The organism is Pseudomonas sp. TH08, from assembly GCF_016651275.1.
Lineage (GTDB): Bacteria > Pseudomonadota > Gammaproteobacteria > Pseudomonadales > Pseudomonadaceae > Aquipseudomonas.
The window spans coordinates 448,455-471,617 of sequence record NZ_JAEKEE010000003.1 but is presented as its reverse complement, the minus strand read 5'-3'; the positions used below and the strand labels follow the sequence as shown (position 1 = coordinate 471,617).

The following is a 23,163-nucleotide window of genomic DNA, read 5'->3' as shown; positions in this document are numbered from 1 at the left end:
TCACGCGCCTCCAAAGCAGAGCAGACGGTCGGCGTCTTGCACCGCGTCATGCAACTGACCTAGGCCGGATAGTTCCCACGGAGCGCTCACCGAAATAGCCTCTCGTTGATAGCGCTTGGCTTCTTCAGCATTGAGCGCGCCACGGCGAAGCGCAGCGGCGATGCACACCACGCCATCCAGTTTCTGCTCGGCGATAAAACTGCGCCATTGCTTGGGCAAGTCCAGTTCATCCTGCGGAGTGACTACCGCGTCGGAGGCGTTGTAGACGCCATCCTGATAGAAAAACAGCCGGACAATTTCATGCCCGCCGGCCAGTGCCGCCTGCGCAAACAGCAGGGCACGGCGCGAGGAGGGCGCATGGGCAGCGGAAAACAGCGCGATGGCAAACTTCATGACGGACTCGATCTGCAAAACTGCGGCCATGATAAAGCTTTATCGGTGTAGCGGCGAAACCCAAGTTGCCTGAGTGAATGAGCTTGTAGGAGCTGTCGAGTGAAACGAGGCTGCGATCTTTTGATTTTGCTTTTTAAAAACAAGATCAAAAGATCGCAGCGTGCCGCAGCTCCTACAGTATTAAGTGCGTTTTCAGCGGGGCATGTAGCCGAGCTGCCAGCGACGGGGGATGGTCAGGGACAACAATCCCAGGATCGCCGCCAGCAAGCCGCTGACGAACAAGGCCTTGAGCCCCAGATGATGTTCCAGCACTGCACCCAGAATCGCCCCGACAAACATGCCGCTCCACGGCACCAGTTGCACCCGCCAGCCGCTGCGGCGCTCGCCGAGCATCCAGCGCCCCAGTCCTCGGCCGAATCGCGACAGTGCCCCGGTCACGTAGGTCAACCCGACCGGCAGACCGTTCACTTCTTCGACGGCTGCGTTAAGCATGCCCATCGCGACAATCGCCGCCAGCAGCGCTGGCAACTGCGCGTCGGCAGGCCAGGCTGCCGCTGCGCAGAGCAGGGTGGCGATGCACAGCAGCAACGGCAACGTGCGCCGGCCGCCCAGCCGTGCGATCAACACGCCCAAGGCATTGCCGACTATAAACGTGGCCACGAGGATGACCAGGCGCAACGCCAGCCCCCAGTCGCCATCACTGATCGCCACCGCCAATCGAGTGGTGTTACCGCTCATGAACGAGACGAAATCGCCGCTGGCCATGAAACCGATGGCGTCGGTCATGCCAGCCAGTACCGACAGGCTCGCGACCAGCGCCAGTCCCACGCGACCGCGCCATTTCTGCGTGTGCAGATGACCGGGACTGGCATGCCGGGTTGAGGTCGAGGGCAGCATCGATACAAGAGTCCTTGAGTGGCGGTTACGGTTCTATGCCATACAGTTCGCAGTATTCCAGCCAGTCCATCCCGGCCATTTCCGCCACTTCACGGTGCACTTCCAGACGCTGCGCCTGATACTCCTCAGGCGAATCAGCGGTCAGTTGCAGCGTCAGTTCCCAGGCGAACAATCCAAGATGTTCTGCTTCCGCCTCAAAGGCTTCGTGCAGACGCTCTTCGCGATACTGTGCCTGGGTTTCGCCTTTGGCCTGGGCCAGCAATGGATTGAGATGGTCGAGGGTTTCGCGCAAGTCAGGTCGCGCGTCGAGAAACATTTTCAGGGCGTGTTCATGTCGCTGATCGGTAGGCGCCATGGGTTTTCCTTGTGAGGCTGATGACCTTAGGTTGCCGCAGCGGTGCGTGCGTGTCGCGCTATAAATGCAGTAAAGCAGAACGATTCCGGCTGCTGCGGTGATACAGTCCGCTTTTTTCTGAATGAGCGAATGCAATGCGAATGCTGATGGTAGCGCTGGCGGCGACGCTGCTGGCCGGTTGCGCGGGATCGGTGATGGACGATGCTCGCACTAAAACACCTTCCAGGGTTTTGACTTCGGACAAAGCCGAGAAAGTCGTTGCCCAGTGCGTGCAATTTGGCTGGCAGGACGAGGCGGTGTTCGGTGTGGATGCAGGGGCTTACCTGGAGCCACGCAAGCCGGGTGGCACCACGGTGTATACGCGTTCCGCTGAATCGTTTGTCGATGTCATCACCGAGCCCTCGGGCACGACGCTGAATTACTACGCGCAGAAGGATGATTTTGTTGCCAAGCGGCGTTTGGCGGCGTTGGCGACTTGTCTGTAGCGGCAGTCAGTTGCGTGCTGTGGTGACGGTACTCGCCTCTTCGATTTGCTCGCGAAGAGGCCGGTTGATTCAACCGATCAAGCGCTTCTGAAAAAAATGCCGTTTGTGCCCCGGCGGGTAATCGACGATCTCGCCGAACTGGCTATAGCCGAGTTTTTTGTAGAACTCCGGCGCCTGGAAGTCGAAAGTGTCCAGCCAGGCCCCGATGCAGCCTTTCTCCCGCGCCAGGTCTTCGGCCATGCGCATCAACTTCGATCCAATCCCCTGGCCCCGGCCTTCCTCCGGCACTGACAGTAAATCGATAAACAGCCATTGGCAGACCAGCCGGCCATACAGCCCGCCGAGGATCTGATCGTGATCGTCGCGCACCAGCAGGGTCAGCGGTTCCGATTTTGCAATCCCGGCCTGGGCGACGTTATAGGCATGCAGTGGCGCCAGAATGGCCTGGCGTTCTTCTTCCGTTGAATGTTGCGACAGCTCGATCCGCAAATTCATTTGCGCTTCCTTGATAGCAATGAAACCGCAGCCTATCCCGTCCGCAGGCCTCGATTCAACACGCTTGGAACCGTCGCGCGAGCGCTGCGGTCTAGCCTTTACAGCGTCATTCCAGAACGCGGTTGATGAGGACATCCCATGAACATTTTCGAAGCCCTTCGCGAAAGCCATGACCGCCAGCGCACCTACGCCAAAAGCCTGATCAAAACCAGCGGTGACACCCCGGAACGGGTGGAGGCTTACAAATTGTTGAAAGCCGAACTGCAAGCCCACGAAACCGCCGAAGAACGCCACTTCTACATTCCGTTGATGGAGTTCGACAACGGTGTCGATCTCAGTCGCCATGCCATTTCCGAACACCACGAAATGGACGAGATGATGGAAGAGCTCGACGAGACCGAGATGTCCAGCCCTGCCTGGCTGGCCACGGCGAAAAAGTTGTCGGAAAAGGTTCACCATCACCTTGAGGAAGAGGAACAGAAATTCTTCCAGATGGCCGGTAAATTGCTCGACGAAAAGCAGAAAGTGCAACTCGCCGGGCAATACGAAAAAGAGTTCCAGGCGCAACTGCCGTAAATCGCTGAATGCAGGTTTTCGTAGCCTCGGCGCGTACGCCTTTGCCTACACGCCGAGTGCGACGGCTCGCAATACACTGTTCATCCATCCAGTCTTTTCGTGATTTTGCGGGGTGTGCCTTGTCTGAGTGCGACAAAAGCGCCGATGGACAAAAAAACCACCTCCGTTAGCTTGAAGGCCTCTCCTCGGAAGGGAGAGTTCTTAAATCAACGGAGTGAAAAACATGAATCAACCACAAGCACAAACCCAACTGCGACACGGTCGCGTTACCTCCCCGGCGAGCCGCGGTGCGGTCGCTATCGAGCAAGGATTGCTCGGCGCCTGGCAGGTTAACGAAATGGAGGGAGGCAAGAACTTCCCGGCATTGGTGGCCGGTCCGTTTCCTGCGCCATACCAGACCGACTCGGCCAGTGTCGCGCCGCCGGCTGATGGCTACATTCTCAGCGGTGGCAAGACCGATGCCCGCGATTGTGTGAACTTCACCAGCGAGGAAATGAGCAAAAAACTCGGCCGGCCTTTCACTTGGCCGCTGTTGAATGTCACCCCGGGGCAGGTCCTCGAAGTCAAATGGGAATACACCGCGCCGCACACCACTCGCGGCTATCGTTGGCTGATCACCAAGGATGGCTGGGACCCGAAACAACGCATCAGCCGCGCGCAACTCGAAGCGCAGCCGTTCTTCGAGGACTTCTACACCCAAGTGCCGTATTACAGCTATCCGAATGAGCTGAAAGCCAAGGTCAATCACTCGGTGAAACTGCCTGACGGCAAAAAAGGTCATCACGTCATCGTGCTGATGTGGATTGTCGCCAACACCGGCAACGCTTTCTATCAGGCCTTCGACGTCGACTTCAAATAAGGCGGCGAAGCTGAACTCACACGTTCTGAAGGATTAGAACATGTCAAAAATCGACTTCTCTTTGATGCAAAACCCGGCGAGCGATGCAGCTTCGCTGATGCCGAGCATTGCCGGCAAAAAGATCCTCATGGGCTTCTGGCATAACTGGCCGGCGGGGCCGAGTGATGGTTACCGTCAAGGGCGCTTCGCCAGCCTCTCGCTGGAAGATGTGCCCAAGGAATACAACGTGGTCGCGGTGGCGTTCATGAAGGGCAGCGGTATTCCGACCTTCAAGCCGTTCAACGTTTCCGACGCCGAGTTTCGCCGTCAGGTCGGCGTGCTCAACAGTCAGGGGCGGGCGGTGCTGATTTCCCTGGGTGGCGCTGACGCACATATCGAACTGCGCGCCGGTCAGGAGCAACCGCTGGCCAATGAAATCATCCGTCTGGTGGAAACCTACGGCTTCGATGGGCTGGACATCGATCTTGAACAGAGCGCGATTGATTTCGCTGCCAACAAGACTGTGCTGCCGGCCGCACTGAAACTGGTCAAGGATCACTACGCAGGCCAGGGCAAGCATTTCATCATCAGCATGGCCCCGGAGTTTCCGTACCTGACCAGCACCGGTAAATACGTCGATTACCTGCAAGCGCTGGAGGGTTACTACGACTTCATTGCCCCGCAGTTTTATAACCAGGGCGGCGATGGTGTCTGGGTACCGGAAGCCAACAACGGCGCAGGTGCGTGGATCGCGCAGAACAACGATGCGCTGAAGGAGGATTTCCTCTACTACCTGACCGAAAGTCTGGTGACCGGGACGCGGGGGTTCACAAGGATCCCATCGGACAAGTTTGTCATCGGTCTGCCAGCCAACGTCGACGCGGCTGCTACCGGTTATGTCATCGACAAGACCGTGGTGGGTAACGTGCTCAAGCGTCTGGCGATCAAGGGACTACCGATCAAGGGTCTGATGACCTGGTCGGTGAATTGGGACAACGGCACTAACAAGGATCATGTGCCGTACAGCTGGGAGTTCAGCCGGCGCTATGGCCCGCTGATTCACGGAACCCTCGCCGGTTAGCTGTAAATAAAGAAGCCCGGTAGCGCTGCCGGGCTTTTTTTGTGGGCGCGATTGTTCGACCATGGCTGCCTATTGATGAGAAAAAGGACTGAACGTCATGCCCAATACCGCCGAGCGGGTCAACATCGTCGACACTCAGGTGTTGTCCCACGACTGGTATCTGTTGAAGAAAATCACCTTCGACTATCACCGCAATAACGGCGAGTGGCAGCGCCAGACTCGCGAGGTCTACGACCGCGGTAATGGCGCGGCGATACTGTTGTTCAACCGTGAGAAGCGCAGCGTGGTGCTGACCCGGCAGTTCCGCTTGCCGGTGTTCGTCAACGGTCATGACGGATTGCTGATCGAAGTGGCGGCGGGCTTGCTTGAAGGTGAAGCGCCGGAGCAACGCATTCGTGCGGAAGCCGAGGAAGAAACCGGCTACCGCGTCAGCGATGTAAAGAAGGTGTTCGAGGCGTACATGAGTCCGGGCTCGGTGACCGAAAAATTGCATTTCTTCATTGCTGAATACGACACGTCATCGAAGGTCAGTGACGGTGGTGGTCTGGAAGAAGAGACCGAAGAACTGGAAGTGCTTGAATGGTCTTTCGATGATGCGCTGGCAGCGTTCCATCGCGGCGAGATCTGCGATGCCAAGACCATCATGCTGTTGCAGTATGCGGCGATGAATAACCTGTTTACCTGATCAATCAAAAGATCGCAGCCTTCGGCAGTTCCTACAGGAAAACGCATTCCAGGGCAGGAACTGCCGAAGGCTGCGATCCCTTGATCTGTTTTAACTGACTAAAACAAATCCCCGGTTTTACCGACCTGTGCCCAGTCACCACCCTCCAGCCTCAACAACCGTTCCTTCGCCGCAAGCCCCCCGGCAAATCCGGTCAGTTTTCCCGAAGCACCAATAACCCGGTGGCACGGTGCAATGATGGAAATCGGATTTCGCCCATTTGCCGCACCGACCGCCCGCACCGCGGAAGGGTTGCCAATCTGCTCGGCAATCTGGCTATACGTGCGCGTTTCGCCAAACGGGATGGTCAGCAGCGCTGCCCAGACCTGTTTTTGAAAATCGGTACCAACAAAATCCAGCTCCAGATCGAAGTGATCCCGCGTACCGGCGAAATACTCCTCAAGCTGCCGAGCGGTTTTGAGCAGAATCGGATTGTCCCGCGCTTCGCTCATCGAGCCGAGACGCACCCTATTCGGTTTGTCGTTTTCCCAGAGGATGGCTGCCAGTCTTGAACCGTTCGCGACCAGCTTCAGTTTGCCGACCGGCGAGGGCAGGGTGATGAACGTGTAAGGCATGACAGCAGGCTCCGGATCAGCACGGCAACAGCGCTCAGCATACTGCCTGATCGGGGAGGCGCAAACCGCAAAGCCGACCATACTGCTTGTTGCTCTTGAAGCGTTCCCCTCTGTTTTGCACAGACCCTAAAACAAAAAAAGAGATCGACTCATGAAGTACGAACCTTTGGCCAAATCGCTGATAGCGACCTCATTGGCACTCAGCTGTCTCATGGCTCACGCTGCTTCGGTAGCGCCGGTTGCTGCAGAAAACGGCATGGTGGTCACCGCGCAACATCTGGCAACTCATGTCGGCGTCGATGTATTGAAAAACGGCGGCAATGCTGTGGATGCGGCGGTCGCCGTGGGTTATGCGCTGGCGGTGGTTTATCCCGCGGCCGGTAACCTCGGCGGTGGCGGTTTCATGACCATTCAACTGGCGGACGGGCGCAAGACCTTCCTCGATTTCCGCGAAAAAGCCCCGTTGGCGGCGACGGCCAACATGTACCTCGACAAAGAAGGCAATGTCATTCCCGACCTCAGCACACGCGGGCACCTGGCCGTCGGCGTGCCAGGCACTGTCTCTGGTATGGAGCTGGCGCTGAGCAAGTACGGCACCAAACCGCGCAAGGACATGATCGCCCCGGCGATCAAACTGGCTGAGGACGGCTTCGAACTGGAGCAAGGTGACGTCGAGTTGCTTGAGTACGCCACCGATGTGTTCAAGAAGGACATGCGCGATTCCGGCTCGATCTTCCTGCACAACGGCGAGCCGATGCAGGTTGGGCAGAAACTGGTGCAGAAGGATCTCGGCAAGACCCTGCGCAGCATTTCCGAAAAAGGTGCTGACGGTTTCTATAAAGGCTGGGTGGCCGACGCCATCGTCACCTCCAGTCAGGCCAACAAGGGCATCATTACCCAGGCCGACCTCGACAAGTACAAGACTCGCGAACTGGCTCCGGTGGAGTGCGACTACCGCGGTTATCACGTGGTCTCGGCACCACCACCAAGCTCTGGCGGGGTGGTCATCTGCCAGATCATGAACATTCTCGAAGGCTATCCGATGAAGGATTTGGGCTTCCATTCAGCCCAGGGCATGCACTACCAGATCGAAGCGATGCGCCACGCCTACGTGGATCGCAACAGCTACCTTGGCGATCCGGATTTCGTCAAAAATCCGCTTGAGCACCTGCTCGACAAGAACTACGCGACCAAATTACGCAACGCGATCCAGCCGCAGAAGGCTGGCGTGTCGGCGGAACTGAAACCCGGCGTCGCACCCCATGAAGGCAGCAACACCACGCACTATTCGATCGTCGACAAGTGGGGCAATGCGGTCTCGGTCACCTACACCCTCAACGACTGGTTCGGCGCGGGCGTGATGGCGAGCAAGACCGGGGTGATCCTCAATGACGAAATGGATGACTTCACCTCCAAGGTCGGCGTGCCAAACATGTACGGTCTGGTGCAGGGGGAAGCCAACGCCATCGCCCCAGGCAAGGCGCCGTTGTCGTCGATGAGCCCGACCATTGTCACCAAGGACGGCAAAGTGGTCATGGTGGTGGGTACGCCGGGCGGTAGCCGGATCATCACCGCGACCTTGCTGACCATGCTCAACGTCATCGACTACGGCATGGGCTTGCAGGAAGCAGTCGACGCGCCGCGATTCCACCAGCAATGGATGCCGGAGGAAACCAACCTCGAAGACTTCGCCGCGAGTCCCGATACCCGGAAGATTCTGGAGAGTTGGGGCCACAAGTTTGCCGGGCCGCAAGATGCCAACCACATCGCTGCGATTCTGGTCGGTGCACCGTCGCTGGGCGGTAAGCCGGTAGGGAAAAACCGCTTCTACGGCGCCAACGACCCACGGCGCAATACCGGGTTGTCACTGGGCTATTGAGAGGCGTAAAAGGGGACGGACGCCAGTCCGTCCCTGTTTCAAGGAATGATCAAAGAAGGCTCATCATGACCACCGCATTACTGATCATCGACGTTCAGCGCGCCCTGTGCTCGGGCGAATACCAGTGCCACGACATCCACCGCGTGATCGCCACCATCAACAACCTCAGCACCCGCGCCCGCAAGGCCGGGGTGCCGGTGGTGCTGATTCAGCATGAGGAAAAGGACAGCCCGTTGGCCCATGGTGCCGAAGGCTGGCAACTGGCCGAAGGGCTTGAGACCTCCCCGCAAGATCTGCGCGTGCGCAAAACCACCCCGGATTCGTTCTACCAGACCGACCTGGGCAAATTGCTGCCGGCCGAAGATTTCGAGCGATTGGTGATCTGCGGCCTGCAAACCGACTATTGCGTCAACGCCACCGTGCGCCAGGCCCATCAACTGGGCTACGACGTGGTACTCGCCGCAGACGCTCATTCCACCCTCGACAACGGCAACATGAGCGCCGAAGACATCATCGCCGAACACAACAAGGATCTGGCGCACCTGACCGGCTCGGTGGCGCGGATCGATGTCAAACCTGCCTTGGACATTGCGTTCTAACTCCGATGTCCTGTGGGCTCCCACAGGGATATGCGGAGGCTGGCTGGAACCTTGGTGTCCAGCGAGGATTTCTGTCAGCGGCACTGGCATAATGCGCGCCGTTTGAAGAATGGAATCTATCGATGTTCGCCTTGACCCTCCGTCATGCCCTGGCGCTGACGGCCCTCGCGTTTACCTCCGTCGTCCACGCCAGCAGTTTCGATTGCGCCAGCGCTGGCAGCAAAACTGAAAAAGCCATTTGTGCCGATGCGGATCTTTCGCGGCTCGACGAGCAGCTCGCAGAGCGTTGGCGCGCGACGCTGGCCAGCGTCCCCGATCCCAAGGCGCTCAAGACCGATCAACGCCAATGGCTGAAAAATCGCAACGGCTGTGTCGATCTGACGGCCTGCTTGCGCCGTCAATATTTGATGCGTCTGGCCGAACTTGAGCACGCCACTCAACCCTTCAACTGGGACGCGACCTGGCAACTGATTCCGCCCGGCACCTCAACGTCGGCGACCGCGACTACCCAGCGCCGCGACGCCACTCACATCATCGTCAGCATAGAGGCGGCTGAGGGCGGCAACTCCGGCGATCTTGAGGGCGTCGCCACGCTCAAGGACGGCAAAGCGATCTACTCAGAGGACGAATGCACCCTGTTGCTCACGCCGATCAATGGTGTATTGGATATCTCGCAAACGGACGCTGGCGGTTATTGCAGCGCCGGCATGGGCGTGTATTACACCGGCCGCTTTATCGCCTCGGAGCAGCGGCTGAGCCTGGATTACGACATGCTCAGCCTGGGCCTGGTGCGAACGCCCGCCGACAACCAGGCCTTGCACGCGCTGCTTGAAAACGACTACCAAAGGGCGGTGGAAATGTCGGGTTCGTTGATGACCGCTGAACCGTCATCCGACGTCCCGGACAGTCAGGTCACCGAGATGTGGATGCGCGGTCTGGGCGGAACCGGCGTGGTCATGCGTGCCGGCGGCGCGCGCTTCTGGGTACTGCTGGTGACATACGATGGCGGCAAATCACGCCTGCGCTATTACACCAATGAACCGAAGTGGAAAAACCGCCTGCCTCAAGCCTTGCAAGTCTGGAGCGAACGCATGAAGAGCTACCAGGATCTCCCCGTTGACTTCATGCCTTGACCGCGCACTCAAGTCGCAAACAAAACCCCACGAATCTCCCCAACCCGGGGCGCTACCACCACGCCCTCCAGCACCATGCGCGTAATCGTCTCCGCAGCCGTCTGATAGTCCTCATCCTGCGGCTCGGCACGCCCGGTGATGCAGCCCATTTGCCAGCCAATATTGGTGTACGTACGCGTCGCCGACCAAATGAACAGCATCAAGTGTTCGGGATCTACCGGCGCCAGCAAACCGCGCTCGATCCAACTGCGCAAACAGTCGACATTGCGCCGCGCTTCCGCGTGCAACAGGTCGCGACACTCGTCCGGCAACTGTCGACCGCCGAGCAACAACTCGCCGCTGAACACCTTGGCAATCGCCGGATGCTCACGGGCGATGCGGATGCGCGCCGCGACGTAGGCGCGCAGACCAATCAACGGGTCGTCACTCTCGCGCAGCACCGCCGAAGCCTCCAGCAGCGGCTCGACAAAACCCAGCAGCACTTTGCCGTACAGGTTTTCCTTGGTCTGGAAGTAGTAATACAGATTCGCCTTGGGCACCCCGGCGCGGGCCGCGATGTCGCGGGTCTGGGTGGCGTCGAAGCCGTTGGCCGCGAATTCTTCGCTGGCGGCGGCGAGGATCAACTGCTCGTTGCGGACTCGTATAGCGCTCATGGAAACACGGAATGGATGGACGGCATGGAAAGGTTCTGGCGATTTCGGTTTCGCAATATACAAAACTATATAGCGGTGAGGCCAGCGTACTCGACGGACAGCGCTATGATGTTTCGATCATTTATAAGAAACGGAGCGGGAATATGAACATTCAGGCACTGCGAGCGGATGCGACACACCTGGACGCAGTCGCCCAACTGTTCGATGCCTATCGAGGTTTTTACCTGCAACCCTCAAACATCGAACAATCGCGCACTTTCATCGCCGAGCGCATGGCGGGCAACGAGTCGGCGATTTTTCTCGCGCTGGACGAGCAGGGAGAGGCGCTGGGTTTTGTGCAGTTGTACCCGACGTTTTCCTCCATCGACGCCCACCGCACCTGGCTGCTCAGCGACCTGTTCACCGCGCCGACTGCCCGTGGTCGCGGCGTTGGTCGGGTGTTGATGAATACCGCTCGCGAATTTGCCCTGGAGACCGGCGCCAAAGGCCTGATGCTGGAAACCGCCACCGACAACGTCACCGCACAGGGTCTATACGAGTCGCTGGGGTATGTGCGCGACACGGGTTATTACACCTACCTGCTCGATTTGCGTCAGGGCTGAGCAAATATTTTTGCCGATTTCACCCATTCGGTCTTTCCCAAGACGTTCGCTCTCTCTAGAATCCGCCCGGCTTCTGAGGTAGAGGCTCATTGCCATCATTTGGCTGTGTTCATATAGGGACGGACATCATGCAGTTCGGGAAAATCCTGGCGTTGGGCCTGGTACTGACGCTGGGCGGTTGCGCCAGTTTCACCAAAGACGAAGTCGCGCCGGTGACTCTGCCGTCGATGGCCAACTACGCCAACAAGCCAAATGTTTACGTCGATTTCGACTTCTACGTCGGTGAGCCTAAAAGTGCTTCTGCGGTAGAAGTGCCGCAAGGGCGCGACCAACTCAAGCCACAACTGCAGAAAATTCTCACTGACTCCGGTCTGTTCGGCCGTGTCACGCTCGACGAATTCCAGAAGCAGCCTGGCGATTACAACCTGCGCTTGAAGGTGTACAACCATCCGCCGAACGCCGGCTCGATGGCGCTGGCGTTTATCAGTGGTTTCAGCATGATGGTGATTCCGGCTTACGGCACCGATCAGTACACCATGAGCCTAGAAGCCGTGGACGGACAAGGCCAGGCCCTGACGACCGCGAGCAATCACGATGCGATTGGCACCTGGTTCGGTATCTGGTTCATCCCGCTGATGGCCAACACGCCTAAAGAGGCTATGAGTGATACGTTCACCCGTCAGGTCAACGCGCTGCTCAAGCAAGTGGTCGAGAGCAACAGCCTGAAATACTCGGCACTCGAAACCCGCACCCCACGGGCGTGAAGCAAAAAAAGAGCCGCGATTGCGGCTCTTTTTTTGTCGGTTACTTCAACGCCTGAATGAACTGCGGATCGCTGTACAGTTCTTTGAGCAGATCACGCAACATCGGGTTGTAAGCGTTGACCGCATTCGGGATCGCGATAAACCCGAAGAAGCTGCTGCTCCATTGACTGCTGACATCCTTGGTTGCGTCGTACACGACATCATTGCCGTTGAGCAACGTGAAACGTGCGGCAAGTTCACCGTTGCCAGTGCCCATGCCTGCGGTCATTTCGTTCTTCACCACCAGCACTTTCAACTGACGCTGAGCTTGCGGGTCAAGCAGACCGGCCTTGCGCAGTTCTTCACTGATCGCATCCTGAATGTGTGCCGGAATGCTGCCGGATGGCGAGCGAATCGGATTGGCGCGCACTGTCAGCGAACCTTCACCGGATTGAGCGGTGACCTGCGGATTGCTGATCGCATGCAGCGGCGGGGTTTGCTTGAGCTTCTGGACGTTCTCGTAATTCGGCTCGTAGCGCAGCATGGTCATGCCACACCCTTGCAGCAACAGCGCCAACATCGGGATCAACAACAGCGACTTCTTCACGGCAGTTCCTTGCGTGGATAGGTAGGGAGGCGAATTATGGGCAGAGTGCCATCATCGAGCAACCTTGTTTATCTGAGCCATCAGCAAGTTCTCGATTTGCGCCAATTCCCAGGTACTGAGCAAATTCACCGGATCAGTGCCATAACGCTGCCATGTATCCAGCGCGCCTTCCTGCCCGTCGCAGTGGCGGGCGTATTCACAGTGATGCAAACGCCCATCGGTAAAATCCAGCAGCAGGCGCCAACCCTCGATATCGACCGTGACCAGTCCGGCCTCGGTCGGCGCTTCGCACACTTTGCAGGCAAGTACGCCCAACGCAGCGTCGCGCAAGCGCTGGCAAACTTCGCGGGCAGTCAGAAATTCAGACATGTTGAACTCGGCGAATACAGAAACGCGCCAGCATAAAGCCCGCGTCGCCAGGTGTCAGCGACACTGGCCCGATCCGGGACAATTCCGTAACATCCGCAACCCTCTTTTCTTCCGAACACCGGCGGCCATGCTCGTTGGCCGCTCAATCAGGTAAGCCATGAAACCGATCCGTCTGCGCGCCGATGTCCTGGCCGGACTCACCACCTCGTTTGCCTTGTTGCCCGAATGCATTGCGTTTGCGCTGGTGGCGCACCTCAATCCGTTGATGGGGCTTTACGGCGCCTTCATCATTTGTACGTTGACGGCTTTGTTCGGCGGGCGGCCGGGAATGGTCTCCGGCGCAGCGGGCTCGATGGCGGTCGTCATTGTTGCGCTGGTGGTGCAACACGGCGTGCAATATCTGCTGGCGACGGTGCTGCTTGGCGGCCTGATCATGCTGGCGTTCGGGCTGTTGCGCCTGGGCAAACTGGTGCGCATGGTGCCGCACCCGGTGATGCTCGGTTTCGTCAACGGCCTGGCGATCATTATTGCGCTGGCACAACTGGAGCATTTCAAAAGCGGCGAAGCATGGCTCAGCGGCACGCCGTTGTACCTGATGGCCGGGCTGGTGGCGCTGACCATGGCCATCGTCTACATGCTGCCGCGCCTGACCAAAGCGGTACCGCCCGCGCTGGTCGCCATTCTCGGCGTTGGCCTGCTGGTCTACCTGTTTGCCCTGCCGACCCGCACCCTCGGCGACATGGCGCACATTGCCGGTGGCCTGCCGACCTTCGCCTTGCCGGACATCCCGTGGAATTTTGAAACCCTGCGAATCATCGCCCCCTACGCGATTCTGATGGCGCTGGTCGGCCTGCTGGAAACCCTGCTGACCCTTAACCTTACCGATGAAATCACCGAAAGCCGTGGCTTCCCGGATCGCGAGTGTGTGGCACTGGGCGCGGCGAACATGGTTTCGGGCGTGTTCGGCGGCATGGGCGGTTGCGCGATGATCGGCCAGACCGTGATCAACCTCAGCTCCGGCGGGCGCGGGCGCTTGTCCGGTGTGGTGGCGGGGGTGTTGATCCTGTTGTTCATTCTGTTTCTGTCGCCGCTGATCGAGCGCATTCCGCTGGCGGCGCTGGTCGGCGTGATGTTCGTGGTGTCGCAGCAAACCTTCGCCTGGGCTTCGTTGCGGGTGGTGAACAAAGTGCCGCTCAACGATGTGCTGGTGATCATCGCGGTGACCACCATCACCGTATTCACCGATCTGGCCACGGCGGTGCTGTGCGGCATCATCATTGCTGCGCTGAATTTTGCCTGGCAACAAGCCCGCGAGTTGTATGCCGATGAGCATCTGGAAGCTGACGGCAGCAAGCTCTATCGCCTGCACGGCACGCTGTTTTTCGCCTCGACGACGCCGTTCCTCAACCAGTTCGACCCGGCCAATGACCCGCAAAAGGTAACGCTCGATTGCCGGCACTTGAGCTTTGTCGATTACTCGGCGATTGCCGCGCTGAAAACCCTGCGCGAGCGTTACGCGAAGGCTGGCAAGCATTTGCAGGTGTTTCATCTGTCGGAACGGTGCAAGAAACTGCTCAAGCGTGCAGGCGTCGCGCACGACTGAACACCTCGTCCCCGGTAGGAGCTGCCGAAGGCTGCGATCTGTTGATCTTGAAATCCTCAAGATCAACAGATCGCAGCCTCGTTTCACTCGACAGCTCCTACAAAGGAAGGGGGCAGTTTCAGATCGCCGGGAAGTCGATTTCGGTCAGCGCCGTGTTGTTCAGGTAATTGGTCAGGGTCTGCACCGCCACCAGCGCAATCACTTCAATGATTTTGCTGTCGTCGATCCCGGCGGTGCGGGCGGCGGCGATGTGCTCGTCGCTCAAGTGGCCGCGGGTTTGCGTCAGTTGATAGGCGAGGGCGGCGTAGGCGTTGAGTTCGCCTTGGCGCGCCGCGACGATGTCCTGCGCTGACAGCCCGGATTTACCTGCAAACAAGGTGTGCGCCGCCAGGCAATAATCGCAACCGTTGACCTGCGACGTGGCGAGGTACACCGCTTCTTTTTCCTTGGCGCTCAGCGACGACTTGCCGAGGAGCGCCGAGGCTTGCACGTAGGTATCCAGGGCCAACGGGGCCTTGGCCAAAGTGGCGAACAGGTTCGGCAGAAAACCGATTTTCTTCTTCACGCCTTCCAGTACCGTGCGGGTGGCGTCGGTGGCGGTGTCGAGGCTGATAGCGTTGATGCGGCTCATGATGACTCTCCGAAAGTCCGGTGCGAAGTGCGCCGGCGATGGAGCTCATGTTATTGAGCGTGGCTGGTGCTTTGGCGTCATATCGTCGAGGATATGCGACAGATCGTCCAGAACTGCCCCGGGAGTCACCATGGATCGCCTGTCTACACTGCTCAGTCATTTCGGCGTCAATGCCGGCACCTTCCACAGCGGCGAGTTCTGCGGTATCAGCGTGCATGAGGGCGAGCCGAGTGGGCATGTGCACCTGTTGCAGGCGGGTGAGTTGCTGCTCAAACCCGGAATTGAACGCGAGATTCGTCTTGCCGAACCCTCGCTGATTTTCTTCCCCCGACCGTTTGCCCACCGAATGTCGGCCGACGAGGCCATGGAGACGAAACTGGTGTGCGCGTCGCTGACATTCGACGGCGGCTCAGGCAATGCCTTGGCGGCGGCGTTGCCGGATTATCTGGTGCTCAAACTGACCGACATTCCAGAGTTGAGCGGCACGCTGGAATGGCTGTTCAAGGAAGCGTTCGAGGGTCATTGCGGGCGTATGGCGGTGATGGATCGCTTGTTCGAATTGCTGGTGATTCTGTTGTTGCGGCACCTCATCAGCAGCCGTGATCAGCAACCGGGAATGATGGCCGGGCTGGCTGATCCGCGCCTGTCCCGGGCCTTGAACCTGATCCACGAGCAACCGGCGAAACCCTGGAGCGTGGCGGATCTGGCCAGCGCCGCCAACCTCTCGCGCGCCGGGTTTGCCGAGCAGTTTCGCCGCGTCGTCGGCCAGACGCCGGCCGATTACCTGCTGAGCTGGCGGGTCAGTCTGGCGCAGAAACGCCTGCGTGAAGGCAAGCCGATTGCGTTGATTGCCGATGAAGTCGGTTATGAAAGTCCCTCGGCGCTGGCCCGGGCCTTTCGGCGCAAAACCGGGCTCAGTCCTCGGGAGTGGAAGGCAGGACTCTAACGCTTATCGGGCAAATTTCTTCGCCCCGGCCACACACAAAATTACGCCAAGTGTCACCGCCAGCATGCCGAGGCTGACGTGCTCGTGCAGCAGCGTCGCCGCCAGCGCCAGGCCGAAAAACGGTTGCAGCAGTTGCAATTGCCCGACCGCAGCGATCCCGCCCTGCGCCAGTCCGCGATACCAGAAGACAAAGCCAATGAGCATGCTGAACAGCGAGACATAGGCCAGACACAACCACGCCGACAGGCTGATGTGGCTGAACGAGGCGGGCGCCAGCCACAGACTCAACAGGGCCATCAGCGGCAGCGACAACACCAGCGCCCAACAGATCACCTGCCAGCCACCGAGGGTTCGCGACAGTTTGGCGCCTTCGGCGTAACCGAGGCCGCAGGCGACAATGGCCGCGAGCATCAGCAGATCGCCGGTCGGCGAAGCGCTCAGGCCTTGCGACAGCGCAAAGCCCACGACCAGAGCACTGCCCAGAATCGAGAAAATCCAGAACACCGGGCGCGGCCGCTCACCACCGCGCAGCACGCCGAAAATCGCCGTCGCCAGCGGTAGCAATCCGACAAACACAATCGAATGCGCCGACGTCACGTGCTGCAATGCCAGGGCGGTCAACAACGGAAAACCGAGCACCACGCCCATCGCCACAATGAACAGCGACAGCCATTGATGTCGCGCCGGGCGGCGCTCGCGAAACAACCCCAACAAGGCTAACGCCACCACCCCGGCAATAGCTGCACGCACCACCGTCAGAAACACCGGATCGAATTCCAGCACCGCCACTCGCGTGGCTGGCAATGAGCCGCTGAAGATCAATACGCCGATAAAACCGTTGATCCAGCCGCTGGTTTTTTCCAGGGCCGGTTGGGCCAGGTTTGAGGTTCGTTCCATACGAGTTCGCGCTCAGAGGTGGGTTGCGTTGCGGCCATCCTAGGGACGAGAATCAGGACAATCAAAGAATTGTCATGGATACATCGCCCTATGCCGCGCGCTCGCTACAAGACGCTTGTCGACACCTACGCGGCGGACATTCGCGCCGGTCGATTGCCACCGGGTATGCGGCTGCCCACCCACCGGCAACTGGCGTCAGCGCATGGGCTGGCGCTGGTCACCGCCTCGCGGGTTTACGCCGAATTGGAGGCGATGGGGCTGGTCAGCGGCGAAACCGGGCGCGGCACCTTTGTGCGCGAAACCTCGTTGTCGCCGGGGCAGGGCATTGATCAGAAAGACGTCGCGGTCGGCATGATCGACCTCAATTTCAATTATCCGTCGTTGCCCGGTCAGGCCGAGTTGCTGCGCACGGCGCTAAGGCAATTGGCGCTGTCCGGCGACCTCGAAGCGTTGCTGCGCTATCAACCGCATGCAGGCCGCGCGCACGAACGCGCCTCGGTCGCGCGGCACCTGCTGAGCCGTGGGGTGAATGTCGATGCCGAGCAAGTGCTGATCGTCAATGGCGCCCAGCAAGGGTTGGCGGTGGCGCTGATGGCAATACTCAGGCCCGGTGATGTGATTGCGGCGGACGCGCTGACCTATTCCGGGTTCAAGGTGCTGGCGGAGGCGCTGCATCTGGAGATCGTGCCGATTCCGGTCAGCGCTCAGGGGCCGGATCTGCTGGCGTTGGACAAACTGTGTCGGCATCGCTCGGTACGCGCCGTGTACAGCATGCCGACGCTGCACAATCCGCTGGGCTGGGTCATGCCGATCGAGCAGCGCGAGCAATTGGTGGCGATTGCCCGGCGGCATGAACTGACGATCATCGAAGACGCGGCCTACGCGTTTCTGGTAGAAAACCCGCCGCCTGCGCTGGTCGAACTGGCGCCGGAGCGTACTGTTTACGTCTCGGGACTTTCCAAGAATATTGCCACCGGCCTGCGCGTGGGCTTCATTGCCGCGCCGCTGCCAACGGTGCCGGCGCTGGAGCGGATCATTCGCGCCACTACCTGGAACACGCCCGGTGTGATGACCGCGATGGTGTGCGCGTGGCTCGATGACGGCACGGTCATCGAGCTTGAAGAGCAAAAGCGCAACGATGCCAAGGCGCGTCAGGCATTGGCGGTCGAGTTGCTCCAGGGGCTGACCTGCATCGGTCATCCGTCCTCGTACTTTGTGTGGCTGCCGCTGCCGGAAGACGTGCGCGCCGATCAGATTGTCGTCGAGTTGATGCACGAACAGATTTCGGTCACCACGGCTGAGCCGTTTTCGGTGTCGACGCACGTGCCCCACGCGATTCGTCTGGCGCTGGGCTCGGTGGATATGGCGCTGTTGCGCCAGGCATTGATCACCGTCAGGAAGATCATCGCTGCCTATCTGTAAAACCATCTCGGTAAAAACCCTGTGGCGAGGCAGCTCGCTCCCGCTGGACTGCGCAACTGGCCCAACATTCGGGATCGCCTCGCAATCCAGCGGGAGCGAGCTCCCTCGCCACAAAATGTTAGCCTTGCCTCAATTGCATTACACCGTCCTGGATCGTCCGATGAAAAACACCGCGTCACTGTCTTTTGCCCTGATCTTCACCGCAGCTTTTTTCAGCGCAGGCGTCCACGCAGCAGGCGACCCGGAGGCTGGCGCGAAAATCTTCCCGCGCTTGTGTGGCGGCTGCCATCAGGTCGGCGAATCAGCTCGCCCGGGGTTCGGTCCGCAACTCAACGGCATCTTCGGCCGACCCGCCGGGACCTCGGCCAACTACGTGTATTCCGATGCGATGAAAAACTCCGGCGTGACCTGGGATCGCGACACACTGACGGCGTATCTCAAAGATCCCAAAGGCGTCGTACCGGGCACGCGGATGATTTTCTGGGGGCTGAGTGACGAAGAAAAACTCGACAACCTGCTGGCGTATTTGCAGGGTTTTCAGGCTCAGTGAGGCGCGATTCACGCCGCCAGATGTTCTGGAGGCCGCCGAGATAGACGGTCGGGAGTCTGCTAGAGTCCATGTTTTTTGAATAAGACAGGCGCTACACGGTCATGCATGTTCGAAGCCTTCGATTTTCCTCCATACGCCAATTGAACGTCCGGCCCAAGCCGCCCAAAGGGAATTCCGGTACACAACAACACATTGATGTCATGGAACGCATCGACCTGACTGACATCAATCTCTTCATAGGCAGTAACGGTGCGGGTAAATCTACAGTCATCGACATGGTCAGGGCGCTGGCCTCTCCTCAACTATTGCCCAGCCTTTATACCGAGAATGCTTTTTCAGGCGTTTTTTCTGGATTCTCCGTTTCTTTTGACAAGATTGATTACTCATACAAGTTTGAGCCCGTCGGCCCTCACTATGACTCGGTGATGTGCCAAATGCTGAGTCGAACAAACCGTAAGAAAGACTCTGCGCAAATAAAAAAGAAAAAATTCCCCGTGTTCTCGCTGCCGGCCAGAGCATTCAAACGCCTCCGGCAAAGGGCGTCGTTGTCAGGTATCTGCACGGTGGTGGCACGCTCCCTGTCGATGCCGATGCAATGCTGTTGTTGAATGATCTGGGGCCAATGTTGACCGGTGCGGTCGACTGGAATACCTACAAGGGCAGATTGCCCCCACCAAAGAACGGCGGCGCGCTGCAAAAGAAGGATGCGCAAACCCTTAACGTCTTTCTGGCTGACAGCGCTGCTGATGAGTTGCCGCTTTCGCCACACAGCTTATCCGTGGAGTCTTTTCCCTCGGGTTGGAAGGCTTACGCGGCGGTGCTGAAATGGCTCAAGGACGTTCCGCGAGGCGGGATCGCCTTGCTTGAAGAGCCCGAATCGCATCTGCATCCGCACTTTCAACGTTTACTGTTTACAGTGATGACGAAGCTGGTCAAGGCAAGAAAGCTGCAACTGTTGATGAGCACGCATTCTTCTGCGCTGATCAACGCGGCGGCGGAATTGAATGGCAAACCATCGGTAAAAATATTTCAGATGCATGATGGCCACATTCAATCGGCCAACATTGGCAAAGTGCTCGATCAACTGGGCTATCGCGCTTCGGATCTGCTTCAGGCCAACAGTGTGATCTGGGTGGAAGGTCCTTCCGATCGCATTTACCTCAACTGGTGGATTCGCCATAAGCGCAAGGATTTCATCGAGGGTGTTCATTACTCGATCATGTTTTATGGTGGGCGTTTGTTCAGTCATCTCTCCGCTGAGACGGAGCCACTGGCTGACCTGATCAAGTTGAAAAAACTCAACCGCCACTCCGCCATCATGTTTGACAGCGATAAAGAGGCTCCCCACGTCAAGCTCAACCCCACCAAGGAGCGACTAAAAAAGGAGTTTTCCGGAACGACGGAAGAACCGGGTTTTGCCTGGGTGACCGAAGGTCGTGAAATTGAAAACTATCTCGACGAAACGCAATTCAAAAAAGCCTGAAGGCTCAGCACAAACATCTGCACAGGTATTCCGCCACAGGCATTTGGGAGAACTGGCTCAAATATGAAATTGCGAAACCGGCGCCCAATGCAAAATCGACGGATCTCAAGCGCAGTGGAGATAAAGTGGCCGTGGCGAACCGATATATCAAAAAGTGGAAAGTGGATCTCAAAGTGCTGGATCTGGACAGGCAGTTAACGCTGCTGTGCGAATTTATCGACCGAGCGAACCGTTGAAGTAACGTTTCATGCCGATTGCCAAGAGGCGGTGCAGGTTATACCGCCTCGACTCGGGCATGGCTCGCGAACCATTGCAGGACTGTTGTGCAGGCAGGATGCCCCGCCGCCGAAGACAGCAGGCACATTGCGTAAACTCCGCCGGTCTTCAATGGTTCGCCGAACGGCACCACCAACACCCCTCGCTCGATCGACTCCGCCGCCAGTGTCATGTCCGTTACCGCCACGCCCAATCCTCGTGCCGCCGCATCCAGAGCCAGCTCATCAAGGTTGAACGGGATGTGCCGGTAATCTTCCAGCGGTTTTCCATCGTTTGCCGCCAGCCATTCTATCCACGCCTGGCGATCGGCCGAGCGGTGCAGCAAGGCAAAACGCTGCAACTCGTCGATCGAGCGCGGTGCGTGCGCGAGGGTGGGTGAACACACCGGCACCAGCGCTTCTTCAAATAGCGTCAGGCAGTCTGCATCGCTGCTCGGTTGCGGCAGATAAAGAATGTAGGCATCACTGTCACTCGCCGGCTCAACCACTTCAGTGGCGACGGTTTCAATGGCCAGCGCCACCTCAGGATGGCGCAGATAAAAATCGCTGAGTTTTGGCAGCAGCCAGCGCACCGCCAGCGACACGTGCATGCGGATGCGGAAGGGGCGCCTCTGTGGGGCGAGGCGTTCTTCAAGGTTTTGCAACTGTTCGAGGATGCTGCGCGCGCTGGCCAAAACCTGCTCTCCCTCCGGAGTCAGTCGCAAGCTGCGGCTGGTGCGGATGAACAGCGCCACATTGAAGTGGCTCTCCAGTTGCTGGATCTGTCGGCTTACCGCGCTTTGGGTCAGACACAGTTTTTGCGCAGCCGTGGTGAAGCTGCCGCAGCGGGCAACTTCGACCAGCGCTTGCAGAGCTTGCAGGGAAGGAAGGTGACGAATTTTATCCATGCGGTTTCAGAATGGCTCGATGATTTTATAGCGTTGGTCGGTCAGGCGAAGACCTAATAGATTCTAGCTCTGGCGACGATCTTCTCAAGTTGCGCATGCGATTCACGCATGCTCGACGGGCAGAAGCAAGCCGCAGAACGAGAGTCGATGAGGTGATGCATGGAAAATGTATGTGGCTGGATCGCGCAGGCCGGCAGTTCGCCGGAACGCGGTCGCCTGAGTGGTGCGCAAAAAGCCGACTGGCTGGTGATCGGTGGCGGGATTACCGGGCTCAGCGCTGCGCATACGCTCGCCGAAATGCACCCGCAGGCACGTATTGTCGTGGTCGATCGGCAGCGGGCGGCGCAAGGCGCTTCGGCGCGTAACTCGGGGTTCGTCGTGGCCCATGAACATCCGGCGTCGAGCGAGTTGCTCGGCGCTTCAGGTTTTGCCGGGTTTGAAACCGATACGATGATTTCCCGCGCTGCCAGTGAAGAAGTGCGTCAACGCATCGCTCGCCATGGTATCGACTGCGAGTTTCGCGACAGCGGTTATTACTTTGCCGTCAGCGACCGGGCGAAACTCGACCAGGTTGACGCCAAACTGGCGACGCTGCGCGCCCTCGGTGCCCGCGCCGAGTTTATGCAGGGCGCTGCACTGGCGCAGACGCTTGGCACTCGCCACTACGAAGCGGCGATCTATTGCGGCCACGGCAACGCGTTGCTGCAACCGGCCAAGTACGTGAAAGGGTTGCTCAACGCGCTGCCGGGCACTATCACCCTTTACGAAAACACTGACATCACCGGTATCGAGCGCCTGAGCCAGGGACGGCTGCGCGCCAATGCGGTGGATGGCAGCGTCGAAGCCAAACGGGTGCTGGTGTGCCTGAACGCCTTCATTCCGCGCGTCGGCATCACCGACAGCGCCACCTTCCCGATGGAGCTGAGCGCCAGCCTCACGCGACCGCTGACCGATCAGGAGTTTGCAGCCATCGGCGCGGTCGAGCCTTGGGGCGTGCTGTCGACTCGTCCGCTTGGCGCCACGGTACGGCTGACGCCCAATCGCCGGGTGATGATCCGCAACACTGCCGAATACCGCACGCGCGACCTTTCCAACAGCCAACTCGCCTTGCGTCGGCAACATCACGTGCGAGGCTTGCAGCGGCGCTTTCCGTTCCTCAGCGAGCAGGACATTCAGTACACCTGGACTGGCCACTTGAGTGCGACGCGCAGCGGCCAGGCTTTTTTTGATCGGGTTGAAGAGGGCGTCTTCGCCGTCGCCGGCTGCAATGGTTCCGGCGTTGCCCGGGGGACGTTGTGGGGGCGCTTGCTGGCGGAACTGGCGTCGGGCGTTGATTCGCCACTCTTGCAATCGGTCATGCAGCGCGCCGAACCCGGCTGGCTGCCGCCGCGTCCCTTCTTCGATATCGGTGCCATGCTGCGCATGCGCGTGGAGGCAGTCAGGGCCAGAACAGAAATCTGAAATT

General features: G+C 58.9%; 27 protein-coding genes and 1 pseudogene. 17 read left to right on the top strand and 11 right to left on the bottom strand.

Going from position 1 to position 23,163, the window contains the following annotated elements; translation table 11 throughout:
- From tusD to JFT91_RS15505, 3 genes are all read right to left on the bottom strand, one after another.
- A complete protein-coding gene (tusD, locus tag JFT91_RS15515) occupies positions 1–393 on the bottom strand; it encodes a sulfurtransferase complex subunit TusD (RefSeq protein ID WP_201226354.1) in 393 nt (130 codons plus the stop codon).
- A gap of 192 nt (positions 394–585) precedes the next feature.
- Entirely contained in the window at positions 586–1,290 is a 705-nt protein-coding gene (locus tag JFT91_RS15510) for a YoaK family protein (protein ID WP_201204555.1), read from the bottom strand.
- Positions 1,291–1,315: 25 nt separating this feature from the next.
- The gene (locus JFT91_RS15505) at positions 1,316–1,645 is read right to left on the bottom strand and encodes a DUF6388 family protein (RefSeq protein ID WP_201204554.1); all 330 of its coding nucleotides are present in this window, start codon (positions 1,643–1,645) and stop codon (positions 1,316–1,318) included.
- 134 nt (positions 1,646–1,779) lie between these two features.
- Between JFT91_RS15505 and JFT91_RS15500 the strand changes: the two genes are divergently transcribed.
- Positions 1,780–2,130 (top strand): hypothetical protein, encoded by a 351-nt coding sequence (locus JFT91_RS15500; RefSeq protein WP_201232939.1) that lies wholly within the window; start codon positions 1,780–1,782, stop codon positions 2,128–2,130.
- Positions 2,131–2,199: 69 nt separating this feature from the next.
- Here JFT91_RS15500 and JFT91_RS15495 read toward each other — a convergent pair whose 3' ends face one another.
- On the bottom strand, positions 2,200–2,625 hold the full coding sequence (locus JFT91_RS15495) for a GNAT family N-acetyltransferase (protein WP_201232938.1): 426 nt from the start codon (positions 2,623–2,625) through the stop codon (positions 2,200–2,202).
- 138 nt (positions 2,626–2,763) lie between these two features.
- On the opposite strand from JFT91_RS15495, the gene JFT91_RS15490 reads away from it, so the two are divergent.
- The 4 genes and pseudogenes from JFT91_RS15490 to JFT91_RS15475 all read left to right on the top strand — a co-directional run bounded on the left by JFT91_RS15490 (position 2,764) and on the right by JFT91_RS15475 (position 5,805).
- The gene (locus JFT91_RS15490) at positions 2,764–3,201 is read left to right on the top strand and encodes a hemerythrin domain-containing protein (RefSeq protein ID WP_201226350.1); all 438 of its coding nucleotides are present in this window, start codon (positions 2,764–2,766) and stop codon (positions 3,199–3,201) included.
- 223 nt (positions 3,202–3,424) lie between these two features.
- Complete coding sequence (locus tag JFT91_RS15485) at positions 3,425–4,060, top strand: lytic polysaccharide monooxygenase auxiliary activity family 9 protein (RefSeq protein WP_201226349.1); 636 nt, start codon at positions 3,425–3,427, stop codon at positions 4,058–4,060.
- A 40-nt stretch (positions 4,061–4,100) separates the two neighbouring features.
- Positions 4,101–5,102 (top strand): annotated as a pseudogene (locus JFT91_RS15480) (chitinase); the annotation flags it as partial.
- A gap of 115 nt (positions 5,103–5,217) precedes the next feature.
- Positions 5,218–5,805: an NUDIX domain-containing protein gene (locus JFT91_RS15475; RefSeq protein WP_201226347.1), complete on the top strand. Its 588-nt coding sequence runs from the start codon at positions 5,218–5,220 to the stop codon at positions 5,803–5,805.
- Between the two features lie 98 nt (positions 5,806–5,903).
- Here JFT91_RS15475 and JFT91_RS15470 read toward each other — a convergent pair whose 3' ends face one another.
- Entirely contained in the window at positions 5,904–6,419 is a 516-nt protein-coding gene (locus tag JFT91_RS15470; RefSeq protein WP_201232936.1) for a methylated-DNA--[protein]-cysteine S-methyltransferase, read from the bottom strand.
- A 151-nt stretch (positions 6,420–6,570) separates the two neighbouring features.
- On the opposite strand from JFT91_RS15470, the gene ggt reads away from it, so the two are divergent.
- The 3 genes from ggt (at position 6,571) to JFT91_RS15455 (ending at position 10,030) form a co-directional block, all read left to right on the top strand.
- Positions 6,571–8,298 carry a gamma-glutamyltransferase gene (ggt, locus tag JFT91_RS15465; RefSeq protein ID WP_201226346.1) on the top strand — a complete coding sequence of 576 codons (1,728 nt, stop codon included), beginning with the start codon at positions 6,571–6,573 and terminating at the stop codon, positions 8,296–8,298.
- 65 nt (positions 8,299–8,363) lie between these two features.
- A complete protein-coding gene (locus tag JFT91_RS15460; protein WP_201232935.1) occupies positions 8,364–8,897 on the top strand; it encodes a cysteine hydrolase family protein in 534 nt (177 codons plus the stop codon).
- 122 nt (positions 8,898–9,019) lie between these two features.
- Positions 9,020–10,030 (top strand): lysozyme inhibitor LprI family protein, encoded by a 1,011-nt coding sequence (locus tag JFT91_RS15455; protein WP_201232934.1) that lies wholly within the window; start codon positions 9,020–9,022, stop codon positions 10,028–10,030.
- Between the two features lie 8 nt (positions 10,031–10,038).
- On the opposite strand, the gene JFT91_RS15450 is transcribed toward JFT91_RS15455, so the two are convergent.
- Positions 10,039–10,683 (bottom strand): TetR/AcrR family transcriptional regulator, encoded by a 645-nt coding sequence (locus tag JFT91_RS15450; protein WP_201226344.1) that lies wholly within the window; start codon positions 10,681–10,683, stop codon positions 10,039–10,041.
- A gap of 143 nt (positions 10,684–10,826) precedes the next feature.
- On the opposite strand from JFT91_RS15450, the gene JFT91_RS15445 reads away from it, so the two are divergent.
- Positions 10,827–11,285, top strand: coding sequence for a GNAT family N-acetyltransferase (locus JFT91_RS15445; protein WP_201204540.1), 459 nt, complete (start codon positions 10,827–10,829; stop codon positions 11,283–11,285).
- A 128-nt stretch (positions 11,286–11,413) separates the two neighbouring features.
- Positions 11,414–12,049, top strand: coding sequence for a hypothetical protein (locus JFT91_RS15440; protein WP_201204539.1), 636 nt, complete (start codon positions 11,414–11,416; stop codon positions 12,047–12,049).
- A 40-nt stretch (positions 12,050–12,089) separates the two neighbouring features.
- On the opposite strand, the gene JFT91_RS15435 is transcribed toward JFT91_RS15440, so the two are convergent.
- Positions 12,090–12,635, bottom strand: coding sequence for a hypothetical protein (locus tag JFT91_RS15435; RefSeq protein WP_201204538.1), 546 nt, complete (start codon positions 12,633–12,635; stop codon positions 12,090–12,092).
- 51 nt (positions 12,636–12,686) lie between these two features.
- Positions 12,687–13,004, bottom strand: coding sequence for a DUF7693 family protein (locus JFT91_RS15430; protein ID WP_201204537.1), 318 nt, complete (start codon positions 13,002–13,004; stop codon positions 12,687–12,689).
- 157 nt (positions 13,005–13,161) lie between these two features.
- On the opposite strand from JFT91_RS15430, the gene JFT91_RS15425 reads away from it, so the two are divergent.
- Positions 13,162–14,607 carry a SulP family inorganic anion transporter gene (locus JFT91_RS15425; RefSeq protein ID WP_201232933.1) on the top strand — a complete coding sequence of 482 codons (1,446 nt, stop codon included), beginning with the start codon at positions 13,162–13,164 and terminating at the stop codon, positions 14,605–14,607.
- A 118-nt stretch (positions 14,608–14,725) separates the two neighbouring features.
- Here JFT91_RS15425 and JFT91_RS15420 read toward each other — a convergent pair whose 3' ends face one another.
- Positions 14,726–15,238, bottom strand: coding sequence for a carboxymuconolactone decarboxylase family protein (locus JFT91_RS15420; RefSeq protein ID WP_201232932.1), 513 nt, complete (start codon positions 15,236–15,238; stop codon positions 14,726–14,728).
- A 130-nt stretch (positions 15,239–15,368) separates the two neighbouring features.
- On the opposite strand from JFT91_RS15420, the gene JFT91_RS15415 reads away from it, so the two are divergent.
- Positions 15,369–16,184, top strand: a complete 816-nt coding sequence (locus JFT91_RS15415; RefSeq protein ID WP_201232931.1) for an AraC family transcriptional regulator — start codon at positions 15,369–15,371, stop codon at positions 16,182–16,184.
- A 3-nt stretch (positions 16,185–16,187) separates the two neighbouring features.
- On the opposite strand, the gene JFT91_RS15410 is transcribed toward JFT91_RS15415, so the two are convergent.
- A complete protein-coding gene (locus JFT91_RS15410; RefSeq protein ID WP_201232930.1) occupies positions 16,188–17,081 on the bottom strand; it encodes a DMT family transporter in 894 nt (297 codons plus the stop codon).
- Between the two features lie 90 nt (positions 17,082–17,171).
- Here JFT91_RS15410 and JFT91_RS15405 point away from each other — a divergent pair, with 90 nt between their 5' ends.
- From JFT91_RS15405 to JFT91_RS15390, 4 genes are all read left to right on the top strand, one after another.
- Positions 17,172–18,503 (top strand): aminotransferase-like domain-containing protein, encoded by a 1,332-nt coding sequence (locus tag JFT91_RS15405; protein ID WP_201204531.1) that lies wholly within the window; start codon positions 17,172–17,174, stop codon positions 18,501–18,503.
- A 160-nt stretch (positions 18,504–18,663) separates the two neighbouring features.
- Positions 18,664–19,053, top strand: a complete 390-nt coding sequence (locus JFT91_RS15400; RefSeq protein WP_201232929.1) for a c-type cytochrome — start codon at positions 18,664–18,666, stop codon at positions 19,051–19,053.
- A 200-nt stretch (positions 19,054–19,253) separates the two neighbouring features.
- On the top strand, positions 19,254–19,661 hold the full coding sequence (locus JFT91_RS15395; protein ID WP_201232928.1) for a hypothetical protein: 408 nt from the start codon (positions 19,254–19,256) through the stop codon (positions 19,659–19,661).
- Positions 19,649–20,536 (top strand): ATP-dependent nuclease, encoded by an 888-nt coding sequence (locus JFT91_RS15390; RefSeq protein WP_201232927.1) that lies wholly within the window; start codon positions 19,649–19,651, stop codon positions 20,534–20,536. Before JFT91_RS15395 ends, JFT91_RS15390 begins: the two co-directional genes overlap by 13 nt.
- Before the next feature lie 274 nt (positions 20,537–20,810).
- Here the strand turns inward: JFT91_RS15390 and JFT91_RS15385 are convergent, their stop codons facing one another.
- Positions 20,811–21,698, bottom strand: a complete 888-nt coding sequence (locus JFT91_RS15385) for a LysR substrate-binding domain-containing protein (protein ID WP_201232926.1) — start codon at positions 21,696–21,698, stop codon at positions 20,811–20,813.
- A 159-nt stretch (positions 21,699–21,857) separates the two neighbouring features.
- On the opposite strand from JFT91_RS15385, the gene JFT91_RS15380 reads away from it, so the two are divergent.
- Positions 21,858–23,159, top strand: a complete 1,302-nt coding sequence (locus JFT91_RS15380) for an NAD(P)/FAD-dependent oxidoreductase (RefSeq protein ID WP_201232925.1) — start codon at positions 21,858–21,860, stop codon at positions 23,157–23,159.
- The last annotated feature ends 4 nt before the right edge of the window (positions 23,160–23,163 follow it).

Coding starts and splice junctions, on each gene's coding strand:
- JFT91_RS15405 (WP_201204531.1), top strand. CDS start 17,172: ATGCCGCGCGCTCGCTACAAGACGCTTGTCGACACCTACGCGGCGGAC.
- JFT91_RS15500 (WP_201232939.1), top strand. CDS start 1,780: ATGCGAATGCTGATGGTAGCGCTGGCGGCGACGCTGCTGGCCGGTTGC.
- tusD (WP_201226354.1), bottom strand. CDS start 393: ATGAAGTTTGCCATCGCGCTGTTTTCCGCTGCCCATGCGCCCTCCTCG.
- JFT91_RS15380 (WP_201232925.1), top strand. CDS start 21,858: ATGGAAAATGTATGTGGCTGGATCGCGCAGGCCGGCAGTTCGCCGGAA.
- JFT91_RS15455 (WP_201232934.1), top strand. CDS start 9,020: ATGTTCGCCTTGACCCTCCGTCATGCCCTGGCGCTGACGGCCCTCGCG.
- JFT91_RS15485 (WP_201226349.1), top strand. CDS start 3,425: ATGAATCAACCACAAGCACAAACCCAACTGCGACACGGTCGCGTTACC.
- JFT91_RS15385 (WP_201232926.1), bottom strand. CDS start 21,698: ATGGATAAAATTCGTCACCTTCCTTCCCTGCAAGCTCTGCAAGCGCTG.
- JFT91_RS15475 (WP_201226347.1), top strand. CDS start 5,218: ATGCCCAATACCGCCGAGCGGGTCAACATCGTCGACACTCAGGTGTTG.
- JFT91_RS15460 (WP_201232935.1), top strand. CDS start 8,364: ATGACCACCGCATTACTGATCATCGACGTTCAGCGCGCCCTGTGCTCG.
- JFT91_RS15510 (WP_201204555.1), bottom strand. CDS start 1,290: ATGCTGCCCTCGACCTCAACCCGGCATGCCAGTCCCGGTCATCTGCAC.
- JFT91_RS15425 (WP_201232933.1), top strand. CDS start 13,162: ATGAAACCGATCCGTCTGCGCGCCGATGTCCTGGCCGGACTCACCACC.
- JFT91_RS15430 (WP_201204537.1), bottom strand. CDS start 13,004: ATGTCTGAATTTCTGACTGCCCGCGAAGTTTGCCAGCGCTTGCGCGAC.
- JFT91_RS15395 (WP_201232928.1), top strand. CDS start 19,254: ATGGAACGCATCGACCTGACTGACATCAATCTCTTCATAGGCAGTAAC.
- JFT91_RS15410 (WP_201232930.1), bottom strand. CDS start 17,081: ATGGAACGAACCTCAAACCTGGCCCAACCGGCCCTGGAAAAAACCAGC.
- JFT91_RS15505 (WP_201204554.1), bottom strand. CDS start 1,645: ATGGCGCCTACCGATCAGCGACATGAACACGCCCTGAAAATGTTTCTC.
- JFT91_RS15490 (WP_201226350.1), top strand. CDS start 2,764: ATGAACATTTTCGAAGCCCTTCGCGAAAGCCATGACCGCCAGCGCACC.
- ggt (WP_201226346.1), top strand. CDS start 6,571: ATGAAGTACGAACCTTTGGCCAAATCGCTGATAGCGACCTCATTGGCA.
- JFT91_RS15420 (WP_201232932.1), bottom strand. CDS start 15,238: ATGAGCCGCATCAACGCTATCAGCCTCGACACCGCCACCGACGCCACC.
- JFT91_RS15415 (WP_201232931.1), top strand. CDS start 15,369: ATGGATCGCCTGTCTACACTGCTCAGTCATTTCGGCGTCAATGCCGGC.
- JFT91_RS15450 (WP_201226344.1), bottom strand. CDS start 10,683: ATGAGCGCTATACGAGTCCGCAACGAGCAGTTGATCCTCGCCGCCGCC.
- JFT91_RS15390 (WP_201232927.1), top strand. CDS start 19,649: ATGCTGTTGTTGAATGATCTGGGGCCAATGTTGACCGGTGCGGTCGAC.
- JFT91_RS15440 (WP_201204539.1), top strand. CDS start 11,414: ATGCAGTTCGGGAAAATCCTGGCGTTGGGCCTGGTACTGACGCTGGGC.
- JFT91_RS15400 (WP_201232929.1), top strand. CDS start 18,664: ATGAAAAACACCGCGTCACTGTCTTTTGCCCTGATCTTCACCGCAGCT.
- JFT91_RS15445 (WP_201204540.1), top strand. CDS start 10,827: ATGAACATTCAGGCACTGCGAGCGGATGCGACACACCTGGACGCAGTC.
- JFT91_RS15495 (WP_201232938.1), bottom strand. CDS start 2,625: ATGAATTTGCGGATCGAGCTGTCGCAACATTCAACGGAAGAAGAACGC.
- JFT91_RS15470 (WP_201232936.1), bottom strand. CDS start 6,419: ATGCCTTACACGTTCATCACCCTGCCCTCGCCGGTCGGCAAACTGAAG.